Source organism: Pseudomonas sp. MBLB4136 (genome assembly GCF_051904765.1).
Lineage (GTDB): Bacteria > Pseudomonadota > Gammaproteobacteria > Pseudomonadales > Pseudomonadaceae > Aquipseudomonas.
The window spans coordinates 4,388,114-4,401,136 of the sequence record NZ_CP196713.1 but is presented as its reverse complement, the minus strand read 5'-3'; the positions used below and the strand labels follow the sequence as shown (position 1 = coordinate 4,401,136).

13 protein-coding genes are annotated in these 13,023 nt (G+C 67.5%); 8 read left to right on the top strand and 5 right to left on the bottom strand.

Features of this window, described 5'->3' with window-relative positions; genetic code table 11:
- Positions 1 to 86: 86 nt before the first annotated feature.
- From ACSX1D_RS20180 to amaA, 5 genes are all read left to right on the top strand, one after another.
- On the top strand, positions 87 to 806 hold the full coding sequence (locus ACSX1D_RS20180) for an ABC transporter permease (RefSeq protein ID WP_439860152.1): 720 nt from the start codon (positions 87 to 89) through the stop codon (positions 804 to 806).
- Entirely contained in the window at positions 803 to 1,516 is a 714-nt protein-coding gene (locus ACSX1D_RS20175) for an ABC transporter permease (protein WP_439860151.1), read from the top strand. The genes ACSX1D_RS20180 and ACSX1D_RS20175 overlap by 4 nt, the downstream gene beginning before the upstream one ends.
- Before the next feature lie 58 nt (positions 1,517 to 1,574).
- The gene (locus ACSX1D_RS20170; RefSeq protein WP_439860150.1) at positions 1,575 to 2,810 is read left to right on the top strand and encodes an NAD(P)/FAD-dependent oxidoreductase; all 1,236 of its coding nucleotides are present in this window, start codon (positions 1,575 to 1,577) and stop codon (positions 2,808 to 2,810) included.
- 183 nt (positions 2,811 to 2,993) lie between these two features.
- The gene (locus tag ACSX1D_RS20165) at positions 2,994 to 3,701 is read left to right on the top strand and encodes an amino acid ABC transporter ATP-binding protein (RefSeq protein WP_439862373.1); all 708 of its coding nucleotides are present in this window, start codon (positions 2,994 to 2,996) and stop codon (positions 3,699 to 3,701) included.
- Positions 3,702 to 3,725: 24 nt separating this feature from the next.
- A complete protein-coding gene (gene amaA / locus ACSX1D_RS20160) occupies positions 3,726 to 5,012 on the top strand; it encodes an L-pipecolate oxidase (protein ID WP_439860149.1) in 1,287 nt (428 codons plus the stop codon).
- 55 nt (positions 5,013 to 5,067) lie between these two features.
- On the opposite strand, the gene ACSX1D_RS20155 is transcribed toward amaA, so the two are convergent.
- A complete protein-coding gene (locus ACSX1D_RS20155; protein ID WP_439860148.1) occupies positions 5,068 to 6,264 on the bottom strand; it encodes a class I SAM-dependent rRNA methyltransferase in 1,197 nt (398 codons plus the stop codon).
- Positions 6,265 to 6,452: 188 nt separating this feature from the next.
- Here ACSX1D_RS20155 and ACSX1D_RS20150 point away from each other — a divergent pair, with 188 nt between their 5' ends.
- From ACSX1D_RS20150 to ACSX1D_RS20140, 3 genes are all read left to right on the top strand, one after another.
- The gene (locus tag ACSX1D_RS20150; RefSeq protein WP_439862372.1) at positions 6,453 to 7,265 is read left to right on the top strand and encodes an HDOD domain-containing protein; all 813 of its coding nucleotides are present in this window, start codon (positions 6,453 to 6,455) and stop codon (positions 7,263 to 7,265) included.
- 78 nt (positions 7,266 to 7,343) lie between these two features.
- Positions 7,344 to 8,156 carry a bifunctional DNA-formamidopyrimidine glycosylase/DNA-(apurinic or apyrimidinic site) lyase gene (gene mutM / locus ACSX1D_RS20145; RefSeq protein ID WP_439860147.1) on the top strand — a complete coding sequence of 271 codons (813 nt, stop codon included), beginning with the start codon at positions 7,344 to 7,346 and terminating at the stop codon, positions 8,154 to 8,156.
- Between the two features lie 139 nt (positions 8,157 to 8,295).
- Entirely contained in the window at positions 8,296 to 8,634 is a 339-nt protein-coding gene (locus ACSX1D_RS20140) for a multidrug transporter (protein ID WP_439860146.1), read from the top strand.
- Positions 8,635 to 8,713: 79 nt separating this feature from the next.
- Here the strand turns inward: ACSX1D_RS20140 and ggt are convergent, their stop codons facing one another.
- From ggt to ACSX1D_RS20120, 4 genes are all read right to left on the bottom strand, one after another.
- A complete protein-coding gene (ggt, locus tag ACSX1D_RS20135) occupies positions 8,714 to 10,411 on the bottom strand; it encodes a gamma-glutamyltransferase (protein WP_439860145.1) in 1,698 nt (565 codons plus the stop codon).
- 3 nt (positions 10,412 to 10,414) lie between these two features.
- The gene (locus ACSX1D_RS20130) at positions 10,415 to 10,666 is read right to left on the bottom strand and encodes a YfhL family 4Fe-4S dicluster ferredoxin (protein WP_025163485.1); all 252 of its coding nucleotides are present in this window, start codon (positions 10,664 to 10,666) and stop codon (positions 10,415 to 10,417) included.
- Between the two features lie 129 nt (positions 10,667 to 10,795).
- Positions 10,796 to 11,275 (bottom strand): pantetheine-phosphate adenylyltransferase, encoded by a 480-nt coding sequence (gene coaD / locus ACSX1D_RS20125; protein ID WP_439860144.1) that lies wholly within the window; start codon positions 11,273 to 11,275, stop codon positions 10,796 to 10,798.
- A gap of 121 nt (positions 11,276 to 11,396) precedes the next feature.
- Complete coding sequence (locus tag ACSX1D_RS20120; RefSeq protein ID WP_439860143.1) at positions 11,397 to 12,992, bottom strand: GMC family oxidoreductase N-terminal domain-containing protein; 1,596 nt, start codon at positions 12,990 to 12,992, stop codon at positions 11,397 to 11,399.
- Positions 12,993 to 13,023: the final 31 nt, after the last annotated feature.

The following is a 13,023-nucleotide window of genomic DNA, read 5'->3' as shown; positions in this document are numbered from 1 at the left end:
GTTCGTGACCCTTGGCGGTCGCGGGCGAGCGCGCCCCGCGGTTTCGTGACCTGCCTGCCTAGGCAGGACATTCAGAGGTTACCAAGATGCCGGAATCCTTCTCCCTACTACTATTCGGCGACGGTGGCTGGGGCCTGGCCCTGCTGGCCGGCGCCCTGGTGACCATCTCCCTGGCGCTGTGCTGCCTGCCGCTGGGCCTGCCGCTGGGTCTGGCGGTGGCGGTGGCGGCGCGTTCGAAGAAGCGCCTGCCGCGGGCGCTGTCCACGCTGTTCGCCACGGTGTTCCGCGGTCTGCCGGAGCTGCTCACCCTGCTGATCGTCTACTACGGCTGTCAGATCGCCGTGCAAAAACTGCTGGCCTATTGGGGCTACAGCACAGAGGTCAGCATCAATGCCTTCGTCGCCGCGATGATCGCCTTCGGCCTGGTGTTCGCCGCGTTTTCCAGCCAGGTCTGGCTGGCTGCCTTCAAGACCCTGGGCAAGGGCCAGTACGAGGCGGCGAGCGTGCTGGGCCTGTCGCGCTGGCAGACCTTTCGCAAGGTGATACTGCCGCAGTTGGTGCGGGTCGCCCTGCCGGGGCTGTCGAACAACTGGCTGACCCTGCTCAAGGACACCTCGCTGGTCTCGACCATCTCCCTGGTCGACCTGATGCGCCAGACCAACCTGGCAGTCAGTGCCACCAAGGAGCCGATGCTGTTCTACTTCGCCGCCTGTCTGCTGTACCTGTTCTTCTCGGCGCTGTCCGGCCGGGTGTTCAGCTTTGCCGAGAAGCGCTACAGCCTCGGTCACAGGAGCGCGCAGGCATGAGTGCCACGGAAATCTTGCAGCTGTTCTTCGACCCGGAGCTGTTCGAGCGTTACGGCGCACGGATGCTCGACGGTTTGCTGGTGACCGCCAAGCTGGTGGCCATCTCCTTCAGTCTGGGGCTGGCGCTCGGGCTGCTGCTGGCGCTCGGGCGCCTGTCGCGCAACGCCGTGCTGCGCGGGGCGACCGGCGCCTATATCTACTTCTTCCGCGGCTCGCCGTTGCTGGCGCAGCTGTTCATGCTCTATTACGGCCTGGGCTCGTTTCGCGAGTTGTGGCAGGACCTGGGTCTGTGGTGGTTCTTCCGCGACGCCTGGTATTGCGCGCTGCTGGCGTTCACCCTGAATACGGCGGCCTACCAGGCGGAGATCCTGCGGGGCAGCCTGCAGGCGGTGGCCCGCGGGCAGCACGAAGCCGCCGCGGCGTTGGGGCTGAGCCGGCGTACCACCTTCTTCAAGGTGATCCTGCCGCAATCGCTGCTGCTGGCCGTCGGCCCCCTGGGCAATGAGTTGATCCTGATGGTCAAGGCCAGCGCGATCGCCTCCCTGGTCACCATCTATGACCTGATGGGCATCACCAAGCTGGCCTTCTCGCGCACCTTCGACTTCCAGCTCTATCTGTGGGCCGCAGTGCTCTACCTGCTGATCGTCGAGGTCATCCGCCGCCTGCTGCGGCGTGTCGAGGCGCGCCTGGGCCGGCACCAGGACAACTGAACCGGACTGTTTTCGCTAACCGTCGCGCCCAGGTCGGGTGCGGCTTAAGGAAAGACCAATGAGTTGCGACACTATTGTTCTCGGCGCCGGCATCGTCGGCGTGTGTACCGCCCTGCATCTGCAGGCGCGCGGTCGCCAGGTGGCGCTGGTCGACCTCAAGGACCCAGGCGAGGGCACCAGTCATGGCAATGCCGGTTTGATCGAGCGCTCCAGCGTGGTGCCCTATGCCTTTCCCCGTGAGTTCCTGCGCCTGCTGCGCTACGGGCTGAACCGTGAGCCGGACGTGCGCTACAGCCCCTGCTATCTGCCCAAGCTCGCACCCTGGTTGCTGAGCTTCTGGCGGCATTCGGCGCCCGCGCCCCTGGCGCAGGCGACCCGGGCCATGCGCCCATTGATCGAGCGCTGCGTGGTGGAGCATGACGCGCTGGTCGAGCAGGCCGGACTGCAGCACCTGATTCGCGCCAATGGCTGGATCGAGATCTACCGCTGCCCGCGCGCCCTGCGCCGCGCCCAGCAGCAGGCGCAGGCCATGAGCGCCTATGGCCTGCATTTCGAACTGCTGGATGCCGCGCAGTTGCATGCCCGCGAAGCCAATCTGTCGTCTGAGGTGTGTGGCGGGGTGCACTGGCTGGACCCGAAGACGGTCAGCGATCCGGGTAGCCTGACCAAAGGCTACGCGGCGCTGTTCGTGCAGCGCGGTGGGCAGTTGCTCAAGGGCGATGCCCGCTCCCTGGAGCCGCAGGCCGAAGGGTGGCGAGTGCGCACCGAGCAAGGACCGCTGAGTGCGAAAGAGGCGGTGGTGGCCCTGGGGCCGGAATCCAACGAGCTGCTCTCACCCTTGGGCTATCGGCTGCCACTGGCGGTCAAGCGCGGTTATCACATGCACTACGCCGCCACCCAGGAACTCAAGCATTCGGTCTGCGACACCCAGGGCGGCTACGTACTGGCGCCGATGACCCAAGGAATACGCCTGACCACCGGGATCGAGTTCGCCGCCGCCGATGCGCCGATCAACGAGACCCAGTTGCGCCGCGCCGAGGCGCTGGCCCGCCAGGTCTTTCCCCTCGGTGAGCGGCTCGACCCGCAACCCTGGCTGGGCAAGCGCCCCTGCCTGCCGGACATGCTCCCGGTCATAGGGCCTGCGCCCCGGCATCGGGGGCTTTGGCTGAACTTCGGTCATGCCCACCACGGCCTGACCCTGGGGCCGGTCAGCGGTCGCCTGCTGGCCGAGATGATGACCGGCGAACCACCCTTGACCGACCCGGCGCCGTACAGCGCCGAACGCTTCTCTTAAACCCGAACACCACAACAACAAGCGCCGCTCCAGCGCCGCTCTCTCCTCGGGAGGCCGGCGCCCGGCGGGCTGCGATGGGAGAGGACTCAGATGCTTGCGACTAGCAGCCAGACCGGCGCCTTGGCGCCAACCCCGGGCGTGATCGAGGCGGCGTGTAGCCGGCCGGCCGTTGAGATTCAGGGCATGAGCAAGTGGTACGGCAGTTTTCAGGTGCTGCACGATATCGACCTCAGGGTGCAGCCGGGCGAACGCATCGTGCTCTGCGGGCCCTCGGGGTCGGGCAAGTCGACGCTGATCCGCTGCATCAACCGGCTGGAAGTCGCCGAAGAGGGGCGGATTCTGGTGGAGGGCAGCGACCTCGCCCAAGCCTCGGCCCAGGCGACCAAGGTGCGTCGGGAGATCGGCATGGTGTTCCAGCATTTCAACCTGTTCCCGCATATGAGCGTGCTGGACAACTGCACCCTGGCGCCGATCAGCGTGCATGGCCTCAGCCGCTCGGTGGCGGTGGAGCGGGCCCGGCACTACCTGGCCAAGGTCGGCATCGAAAACCAGGCGGACAAGTACCCCTGCCAGCTCTCCGGGGGCCAGCAGCAGCGCGTGGCCATCGCCCGGGCGTTGTGCATGGAGCCGCGGATCATGCTGTTCGACGAGCCAACCTCGGCCCTCGACCCGGAGATGGTCAGCGAGGTGCTGGACGTCATGGTCAAGCTGGCCGACAGCGGCATGACCATGCTCTGCGTCACCCACGAGATGGGCTTCGCCCGTCAGGTGGCGCAACGCGTGCTGTTTCTCGATGCTGGACGGATAGTCGAGGACAGTCCGCCGGAGACCTTTTTCACGGCGCCCAAGAGCCCGCGGGCGCAGGCGTTCCTGACCCAGATACTGCACTGAGCCGGGGCTCGAGGAGTGGCGCACATGGCGCAATTGCAGCAAGGTTGCCTCTGGGAGCAGGTCACGCCCAGGCGGAGCGAAACAGTGGTACTGGCGGAGCGGCGCAGCGCCGATGTCTGCATTATCGGCGGCGGCATCACCGGCCTGGCGGCGGCGCTGCACCTGCTGGAGCAGGGCAAGCGGGTCTGCGTGCTGGAGGCTCATGGGGTCGGTCACGGCGGCTCCGGGCGCAACGTGGGGCTGGTCAATGCCGGCACCTGGATCAGGCCCGACGATGTCGAGGCGGCCCTCGGCGAGCAGGCGGGCCGCCGCCTGAACCAGCTCCTGGGCCAGGCGCCGACCCAGGTGTTCGCGCTGATCGAGCGCTACGGCATCGACTGCCAGGCGCGTCGCACCGGTACCCTGCACATGGCCCACAACGCCGCGGGCGTGGCGGACCTGGAGGCTCGTCGCGAGCAATGGTGCCGGCGCGGGGCCGATGTCGAACTGCTGACCGGCGCGGCCTGCGCCGCCTATTGCGGCACCGCGAAGATCAGCGCCGCCCTGCTCGACCACCGTGCCGGTACCATCAATCCCATGGCCTATACCCTGGGGCTGGCCACGGCGGTACAGGGTCTGGGCGGCACGCTGTATCAGCATTCCCCGGTCAGCGGTCTGCGCCGCCAGGGCGGCGCGTGGGAGGTGAGCACGCCGGGCGGCGCGGTTCTGGCGGACAGAGTCATCCTCGCCACGGGGGCCTACACGGAAGGGGAGTGGGACCAAGTCAGGCGCAATCATTTCCGTGGTTATTACTATCAGGTGGCCTCGCAGCCGCTCAGCGGCGCGGCGGCGGCCCGCATCCTCGAGCATGGCCAGGGTGCCTGGGATACCCGCACGGTGCTGAGCAGCATCCGCCGCGATGGCGAAGGCCGCCTGCTGCTTGGCAGCCTGGGCCGGGCAGACAACAAGCCGGCCTGGTTGATCAGCCGCTGGGCCGACCGCATCCAAGGGCATTACTTCCCCGAACTGGGCCGGGTGCAGTGGCAGCTGCACTGGACCGGGTGCATCGACTTCACCCCGGACCACCTGATGCGCCTGTTCGAGCCGGCCCCGGGACTGGTCGCGGTGACCGGCTACAACGGCCGGGGCAACACCACGGGCACGGCCATCGGCAAGGCCCTGGCCGAGTTCCTCCTGCACGATGACCCCGCCCGTCTGCCGCTGCCGTTCTCGCCCATGCGGCGGCTGGTTTCGGCGGGCCTGAGGAGTGCGTGCTACGAGGCGGGCTTCTCGCTGTACCACGCCGGCCAGTGTCTGCGGGTGATCCTGTAGCGGGGCGCGAGGGACGAGCAGGGCCCGCGGCGGCGGGCGGCTGCTCGTGGCGGGCTCAGCTGTTGGGCAGCAGGCGGCAGGTCAGGCTCTTGATGTAGCGGGTCTCGGCGATGGCCGGGTGCACCGGATGGTCCGGTCCCTGGGCGCCGCGTTCGAGCAACTGGATGTTGCGGTCCAGGTGGCGGGCGCTGGTCAGCAGGATGTTCTGCAGGTCGTCCTCGGGCAGGTGCATGGAGCAGGAGGCGCTGACCAGGATGCCGTCCTTGCCGAGCAGGCGCATGGCCTGTTCGTTGAGGCGGCGGTAGGCGGCTTCGCCATTCTTGAGATCTTTTTTCCGCTTGATAAAGGCGGGCGGGTCGGCGATCACCACGTCGAAGCGCTCCTCGGCGGCCTTGAGCTCCTTGAGGGCGGCGAACACGTCGCCTTCCACGCAGGTTACCCGCTCGGCGAGGCCGTTTAGCGTGGCGTTGCGCTCGACGCCGTCGAGGGCGAAGCCGGAGGCGTCCACGCAGAACACTTCGCTGGCACCGAAGGCGGCGGCCTGCACACCCCAGCCGCCGATGTAGCTGAACAGGTCGAGCACACGCTTGCCCTGGACGTAGGGCGCCAGGCGCGCGCGGTTCATGCGGTGGTCGTAGAACCAGCCGGTCTTCTGCCCCTCGATCACCGGCGCCTCGAACCTGACCCCGTTCTCCTCCAGGGCGACCCACTCCGGGACCACGCCGAAGGCGGTGTCCACGTAGCGCTCCAAGCCTTCGGCGTCGCGTGCCGCGGAATCGTTCTTGAGCAGGATGCCGCTGGGCTTGCACACCTGGATCAGGGCGGCGAGCACCTCGTCCTTGTGCTGCTCCATGGTCGCCGAGGCCAGCTGTACCACCAGGATGTCGAAGAAGCGGTCGACCACCAGGCCCGGCAGCAGGTCGGAGTCGCCGTAGACCAGGCGGTAGCAGGGCTGCTCGAACAGGCGCTCGCGCAAGGACAGGCAGACGTTCAGCCGGTGCACCAGTAAGGACTTGTCCAGCGGGTGCTTGAGGTCGCGCGACAGCAGGCGCGCGCAGATCAGGTTGTTCGGGCTCAGGGCAACGATGCCCAGGGGCTTGCCGCCGGCGGCTTCGAGTACGGCCTGGGCGCCAGGGGCGAAGCCGTGCAGCGGGGTGGCGGCGACGTCGATCTCGTTGCTGTACACCCACAGGTGGCCGGCGCGCAGGCGTCGGTCGGCATTGGCTTTCAGGCGCAGGCTGGGCAGGGACATGGGGCGCTCTCCGGGAAAAAGAGCGGGATTATAACCCAGGGCGCAGGCGCAACGCTGCCTGCCGGGGATGGCTGCACAGCGCTTCCGACAATCGCTAGACTGTGCCCTTCCTCACACTCCAGTAGTTGCCCAGCATGGCCCACGAACTCAGCGCAGAACAGATCCAGAAGGCCCTGCAGGGCATTAGCGTGCCGCCGCAGCCGCAGATCATGGTCGATCTGCAGATGGAGCAGGTCATGCCCCACCCGGATCTGCGCGTCATCGCCCGGCTGATCAGCCAGGATCCGGGCCTGTCCGGCGCGTTGCTCAAGCTGGTCAATTCGCCGTTCTTCGGCCTGGCCAATCGCATCGCCTCGATCCAGCAGGCGGTCAACCTGCTCGGCTGCGACTCGGTGATCAACCTGATCAATGCCCAGTCGATCAAGGGCGAGCTGACCGACGAGGCGATCGTCACCCTCAACCGTTTCTGGGACACCGCCCAGGATGTGGCCATGACCTGCCTGACCCTGGCCAAGCGCATCGGCTACCAGGCGCCCGACGAGGCCTATACCCTGGGGCTGTTCCACAACTGCGGCATCCCGTTGATGGTCAAGCGCTTCCCCGACTACATGACGGTGCTGGAGGAGGCCTACTACAGCGCCGGCGGCGAGCGCCGCGTGGTGGATACCGAGAATCGCCTGCTCAACACCAACCATGCGGTGGTCGGCTACTTCACCGCCAAGTCCTGGAACCTGCCGCTGCACCTGTGCGAGGCGATCGCCAGTCATCACAACGCCCTGTCGATCTTCAGCGACGATTCCGGTCGCGACGCCCAGCTCAAGACCCTGCTGGCGATCCTGAAGATGGCCGAGCATATCTGCCAGACCCACCAAATCCTCGGCAACCAGGCCGAGGACCACGAGTGGCAGAGCATCGAACAGCTGGTGCTGGAGTATGTCGGCCTGTCCGAGTATGACTTCGAGAACCTGCGCGAGAGCATTCGCGAGCTGGGTACCGTCTGACCGCCGAGTGGGTAGCCACTGGGCCGCCCTGTTAAGCTGGGCGCCCGTATTTCCTGTCATTGTTCCGATCGAAAGCCCATGCCCGAATTGCCAGAAGTCGAAACCACCCGCCGCGGCATCGCACCCTACCTCGAGGGCCAGCGGGTCAGTCGGGTGATAGTGCGCGAGCGGCGCTTGCGCTGGCCGATTCCGGAGGACCTGGACGTGCGCCTGTCCGGGCAACGCATCGAGTGCGTCGAGCGCCGCGCCAAGTACCTGCTGATCAAGGCCGAGAGCGGCAGCCTGATCAGCCACTTGGGCATGTCCGGCAGCCTGCGTCTGGTCGAATGCGGCTTGCCGGCGGCCAAGCACGAACATGTGGACATCGAACTGGAGTCCGGGCTGGCGCTGCGCTACACCGACCCGCGGCGCTTCGGCGCCTTGCTCTGGAGCAGCGATCCGCTGCAGCACGAATTGCTCCGCAAGCTCGGCCCCGAGCCCCTGACGGAACTGTTCGACGGCGAGCGCCTGTATCAGCACTCCCGTGGCCGGGCCATGGCGGTCAAGCCGTTTATCATGGATAACGCGGTGGTGGTCGGGGTTGGCAATATCTACGCGACCGAGGCGCTGTTTGCCGCCGGCATCGACCCGCGCCGCGAGGCCGGCTCGATCTCGCGGGCGCGCTACCTGAAGCTGGCGGAGGCGATCAAGCGCATCCTCGCCCATGCCATCGAACGCGGTGGCACCACCCTGCGCGACTTCGTCGGCGGCGATGGCCAGCCGGGCTACTTCCAGCAGGAACTGTTCGTCTACGGCCGTGGCGGCGAGTTCTGCAAGCAGTGCGGCAGCACCCTTCGCGAGGTCAAGCTGGGCCAGCGTGCCAGCGTCTACTGCCCGCGTTGCCAGCGTTGAGCCCTGGTAAGCGGCTCCTGCACACTATCCGCAGAGTCCGCATTCGCCTTTCGTGGCGATTGACGGCCATCACGCTGACAATTGCCGGCGCGCTGTTATAGTTATCCTCACTGCCTCCCAATAGCTGAAGGATCGCCCGATGAATCTGTTTCGCTCGACCGCTGTTGTCCTGGCGCTGACCACTGGCCTGCTGGCGCTGCCGGCGCAGGCGGAAGTGATGCAGCAGAATGCCAGTGGTGACCCGCTCTATACGGCCAACGCGCCCAAAGGCTACGCCATGATGGGTGACCTGCTGATCGCCCGACCACTGCTGATCGCCGCCACCGCTGTCGGTGCGCTCGCCTTCGTCGTCAGCCTGCCGTTCACCGCCTTGGGCGGCAATGTCGCCGAGGCCGGGGAGGCCCTGGTGGTCGAGCCGGGCAAGGCCGCCTTCGTGCGCTGCCTGGGCTGTACGTCCACGGGCTACAAGCGCGACTGACCCCAAGCTCGAACAAGAAAGCCGGCTTAGATGCCGGCTTTTTTATGATTGAGAGGAGGTAGGGGCGGATCGACCCAGACTATCTGGGAGAAAGCGCTGCGCTGCCGATTCCCCTGGGGTCGCTGGCGGCCTCGACCCGTTGGCCCGGTTTGTCCCAGAGCAGGACCTGCTGGTTGCCGTACTGGCGATTCACGCTCTTGAGTACATGGCCACGGGCCCTGAGTGCAGCAACCTGCTCAGGGCTGAAGGTGTCGGGCTCGTGCTCGATCTGGTCCGGCAGGTACTGGTGGTGATAGCGGGCGACGCTTGGCCAGCGTGCGATAGGCTGGCCGTCCAGGTACTCGAGTATGGCCAGCAGCACCATGCTGGGGATCCGGCTGCCACCGGGCGTACCGAAGCTGGCGAATGCCTGCGGGCTCTCGATGAAGGTCGGGCTCATGCTCGACAGCGGTCGCTTGCCGGCGGCGATGGCGTTGGCCTGGCTGCCGGCCAGGCCATAGGCATTGGCGCCGCGTATGTCGGCGGCGAAGTCGTCCATCTCGTCGTTGAGCAGCACCCCGGTGCCCGGCACGGTGAAGGCGGCGCCGAACGGCAGGTTGATCGACAGGGTGGCGGCCACCGCGTTGCCGTCGGCGTCCAGCACCGAGAAGTGGGTGGTGTGGTTGCCTTCATGCCAGTCGCCGGCCGGCGGCAGGCTGGCACTGGGTGTGGCGCGCAGGGGGTCGATGCTCGCCGTCAGTTGCTCCAGGTAGGGGGTGGCGAGCAGCCGCTGCGTCGGGTTGGCAACGAAGTCCGGATCGCCCAGCAGGCCGCGGTCGCGATAGGCGCGGCGCAGGGCTTCGACGACGAAGTGCACGCGCTGATCAGGCGCGGCCTCGCGCCAGGGCAGGCGCTGCAGGATCAGCAGGCTCTGGCCCAGGGCCAGGCCGCCGGCCGAGGGAGGCGGCGCGCTGATCAGCTCGCGGCCTTCGGCGAGTGTCACGCGCAGGGGCTGGCGCTCCACCACGCGATAGTCATCGAGATCCTGCTGCGACCAGATGCCGCCGGCCGCCCGCACGCCCGCGACCAGGCGCTCGGCCGTTTCCCCCGCGTAGAACCCGTTGCGGCCGTCCCGGGCCATGCGCTCCAGGGTGCGCGCCAGTTCGGGCTGGCGCAGCAGGCCCAGTTCCTCGGGGATTTCCCCCTCGTCGAGGAAGATGCGTGCGCTTTCCGGGTCGTCGCGCAGGGCCGCCAGGCGCCAGGCGGCGCGCTCGCGGTAGACCCGGTCGACCCCCACGCCGTCGCGCGCCAGGCGGATGGCCGGTGCCAGCGAGTCGCCCAGTGGCAGACGACCGAAACGCTGCGCCAGTTCGACCAGCGCTGCCGGCAGGCCGGGAATCGCGGCGGCCAAGGGGCCGTTCAGCGACAGTGCCGGCTGGACTTCGCCATCGCGGCGATAGAGATCGGCATGGGCGGCCAGTGGCGCCCGTTCACGGGCATCGAGGAAGCGGTAGTTCGGCTGTTCACCGGCTTCTCTCAGCAGGAAGAAGCCGCCGCCGCCGAGGCCCGAGCTGTAGGGCTCGACCACCGCCAGGGCGGCGCTGATGGCCACCGCCGCGTCGAAGGCGTTGCCGCCCAGGGCCAGGGTTTCCTGGCCGGCGACCGTGGCGGCGGGATGGGCGCTGGCGATGGCCGCGCGGCCGGGCTGTTCGGCCGCCTGCGCGCAGAGGGCGAGCAGCAGGAGCAGGCCGCCGGTGAGGGCTCGCCAACCGGTGGTGGTACGGTGCGCGTACCTCACCGCTCAGGCCTTGCCGGTGATGATCAGGTACTTTTCCATCAGCTCGTCCTTGCTTTCGACATGGTTCTCATCGAGGGGAATGCAGTCCACCGGGCAGACCTGCTGACACTGCGGCTCGTCGTAGTGGCCGACGCACTCGGTGCACAGGTTGGGGTCGATCACGTAGATCTCCTCGCCCTGGGAGATCGCGCCGTTCGGGCATTCGGGCTCGCAGACGTCGCAGTTGATGCAGTCGTCGGTGATGATCAGGGACATTGAATAAGCGCTCCAGCCGAGGCCCGCGGCCGCGACACTGTCAGACAACGATGGGCGAATTGTGCCGGATTGTCGGGGCAGGCGCCATGTGTCGAGGGGGCTGGCCGACGAGACATCGGCACAGCCGGGTCAGCGCTTGAAGCGCTGGGCCAGCGCGTCGGCGACTGCCGGGTGGACGAACTTGGAGATGTCGCCACCCAGGGCGGCGATTTCCCGTACCAGGGTCGAGGAAATGTAGGAGTACTTTTCAGACGGCGTGAGAAACAGGCTCTCCACCTCCGGCGCCAGTTGGCGGTTCATGTTGGCCAGCTGGAATTCGTACTCGAAGTCGGACACCGCGCGCAGGCCGCGCAGGAAGGCGTTGGCGCCCTGTTCGCCGGCGAAGGTCGCCAGCAGGCCGGAGAAACCCATGACCTCGACATTGGGCAGGTGCTTGGTGACTTCGCGGGCCAGTTCCACGCGCTGGTCCAGGGGAAATAGTGGGTTCTTCTTCGGGCTGGCCGCCACGGCGATGATCACGCTGTCGAACAGCCGCGACGCACGTTCGACCAGGTCACCATGACCCTTGGTGATGGGGTCGAAGGTGCCTGGGTATAACACTCGATTCATCGTGACATCCTGGCGCGATCTGTTCGGGTCTCGGATGGTAGCGCAGCGCTGCGTGACGGCCAAGTCACGCCGGCCCGGCGCCAGGCCGCGGGGGCAGGCCAGTCCGCGCGGGGCGGTGCCATCAGGCGAGCTGCAGGCGCTCGGCCAGCCGGGTCGCCAGCTTGGCCGTGAGGGCGTAGATCGACAGCTGTGGGTTGGCGCCGATGCTGGTGGGGAACAGCGAGCCGTCGTGGATCGACAGGTTGGCCAGTTGGTGGTGGCGGCCGAGGCTGTCGGTGACCGCCTGGCGCGGGTCTTCGCCCATGGCGCAGCCGCCCATCACGTGGGCGCTGCTCAGGCGGGTGCGGTACAGCTCCAGGGGCAGCGCGTCGATCAGCTGGCGTGCCTGTTTCAGCGTGCTCACGTAGCCGGCGTCGGCATGCAGCGGCAGCACGGCCTTGGCGCCGGCGGCGAACTGGATCTCGGCCATGCTGTGGAAGGCACGGCGCACGCCGTCCCAGCTGTAGGCGGTCATCTGGTAGTCGAGCACCGGGCTGCCGTCGCTGCGCAGTTCCACCCGGCCCTCGGCGCTGTCGGGGTGAAAACCGTCGCGCAGCAGGGCGAGCATCACATTGGTATGGGGCAGCTGTTCCATGCGCAGGGCGCTGTCGACACCGAAGCGGCCGAGCAGGGTGGCGGCCAGCGCCGGGTGCAGAGGCGGCACTTCCAGCTTGTAGGACAGGCGGCCGCTGGTGCCGTCCTGCCATTGGAAATGGTCGGAGTAGATCGACTGTGGGGCGCCGTAGAAGGGGTTGATCACCTGCTCGAACTGCGCGGCGGAGAAGTTCACCAGGTGCAGGAAGGTGCGCCTGCCGGTGCGTTGGTACGGGTCCGGGGCGCCCGAGCGCAGGAGCAGGCCGGGCGTGTTGATGCCGCCGCCGGCGAGGATATAGTGCCTGGCCTTGACCCGAATTGTGCGGCCGGTCGGGCTCGCGCCGCGTTCGTCGAGCGCCAGGCACTCGATGCCGCTGACCCGCTCGCCGTCGATCAGCAGTCGTTCGGCGCGGGCCAGGTAGAGCAGCTCGCCGCCCTTGTCCAGGGTCGCCGGGATGGTGGTGACCAGCATCGACTGCTTGGCGTTGCTCGGGCAGCCCATTCCGCAGTAGCCCAGATTCCAGCAGCCGCGCACGTTGCGCGGAATCACTTTCCAGTCATAGCCGAGCTTGTCGCAGCCGTCACGGATCACCTGGTTGTTGGCGTTCGGCGGCACGGCCCAGGGGGCGACGCCGAGGCGCTGCTCCATGCGTTCGAACCAGGGCGCCATGTCCGCCGCGCCATGGCCTTCGACGCCGTGCTCCCGGGCCCAGTGCTGCAGGGTCTGCCCTGGGGTACGAAAGCTCGAGGTCCAGTTGACCAGGGTGGTGCCGCCGACGGCGCGGCCCTGGAGGATGGTGATGGCGCCATCCTTGCTCATCCGACCGATGCCCTCCTGGTAGAGGCTGGCGTAGGCCTCGGCCTCCTGCAGCCTGAAGTCGGTGCTGGTCTTCAGCGGCCCCTCCTCGATCAGCAGCACCTTGAAGCCAGCAGCGCTGAGAATCTCCGCACTGGTGCCGCCACCGGCACCGCTGCCGACGATGGCGACGTCGGCCTCCAGGATCAGGTCCCGTTCTAGGCGCGAGCCGTCATGGGTTTTCCAGCCGCGGGCCAGGCCTTCGGCGAACAGATCGGGTACGGGCATATAGGCAACTCTCGAGCGGGTTCGTTGGGCG

What these genes read in the sequence shown, in the direction of transcription:
- ACSX1D_RS20120 (WP_439860143.1), bottom strand. Translation starts at nt 12,992, where the DNA reads ATGCCCGTACCCGATCTGTTCGCCGAAGGCCTGGCCCGCGGCTGGAAA.
- coaD (WP_439860144.1), bottom strand. Translation starts at nt 11,275, where the DNA reads ATGAATCGAGTGTTATACCCAGGCACCTTCGACCCCATCACCAAGGGT.
- ACSX1D_RS20130 (WP_025163485.1), bottom strand. Translation starts at nt 10,666, where the DNA reads ATGTCCCTGATCATCACCGACGACTGCATCAACTGCGACGTCTGCGAG.
- mutM (WP_439860147.1), top strand. Translation starts at nt 7,344, where the DNA reads ATGCCCGAATTGCCAGAAGTCGAAACCACCCGCCGCGGCATCGCACCC.
- ACSX1D_RS20155 (WP_439860148.1), bottom strand. Translation starts at nt 6,264, where the DNA reads ATGTCCCTGCCCAGCCTGCGCCTGAAAGCCAATGCCGACCGACGCCTG.
- ACSX1D_RS20170 (WP_439860150.1), top strand. Translation starts at nt 1,575, where the DNA reads ATGAGTTGCGACACTATTGTTCTCGGCGCCGGCATCGTCGGCGTGTGT.
- ACSX1D_RS20140 (WP_439860146.1), top strand. Translation starts at nt 8,296, where the DNA reads ATGAATCTGTTTCGCTCGACCGCTGTTGTCCTGGCGCTGACCACTGGC.
- amaA (WP_439860149.1), top strand. Translation starts at nt 3,726, where the DNA reads ATGGCGCAATTGCAGCAAGGTTGCCTCTGGGAGCAGGTCACGCCCAGG.
- ACSX1D_RS20180 (WP_439860152.1), top strand. Translation starts at nt 87, where the DNA reads ATGCCGGAATCCTTCTCCCTACTACTATTCGGCGACGGTGGCTGGGGC.
- ACSX1D_RS20175 (WP_439860151.1), top strand. Translation starts at nt 803, where the DNA reads ATGAGTGCCACGGAAATCTTGCAGCTGTTCTTCGACCCGGAGCTGTTC.
- ACSX1D_RS20165 (WP_439862373.1), top strand. Translation starts at nt 2,994, where the DNA reads ATGAGCAAGTGGTACGGCAGTTTTCAGGTGCTGCACGATATCGACCTC.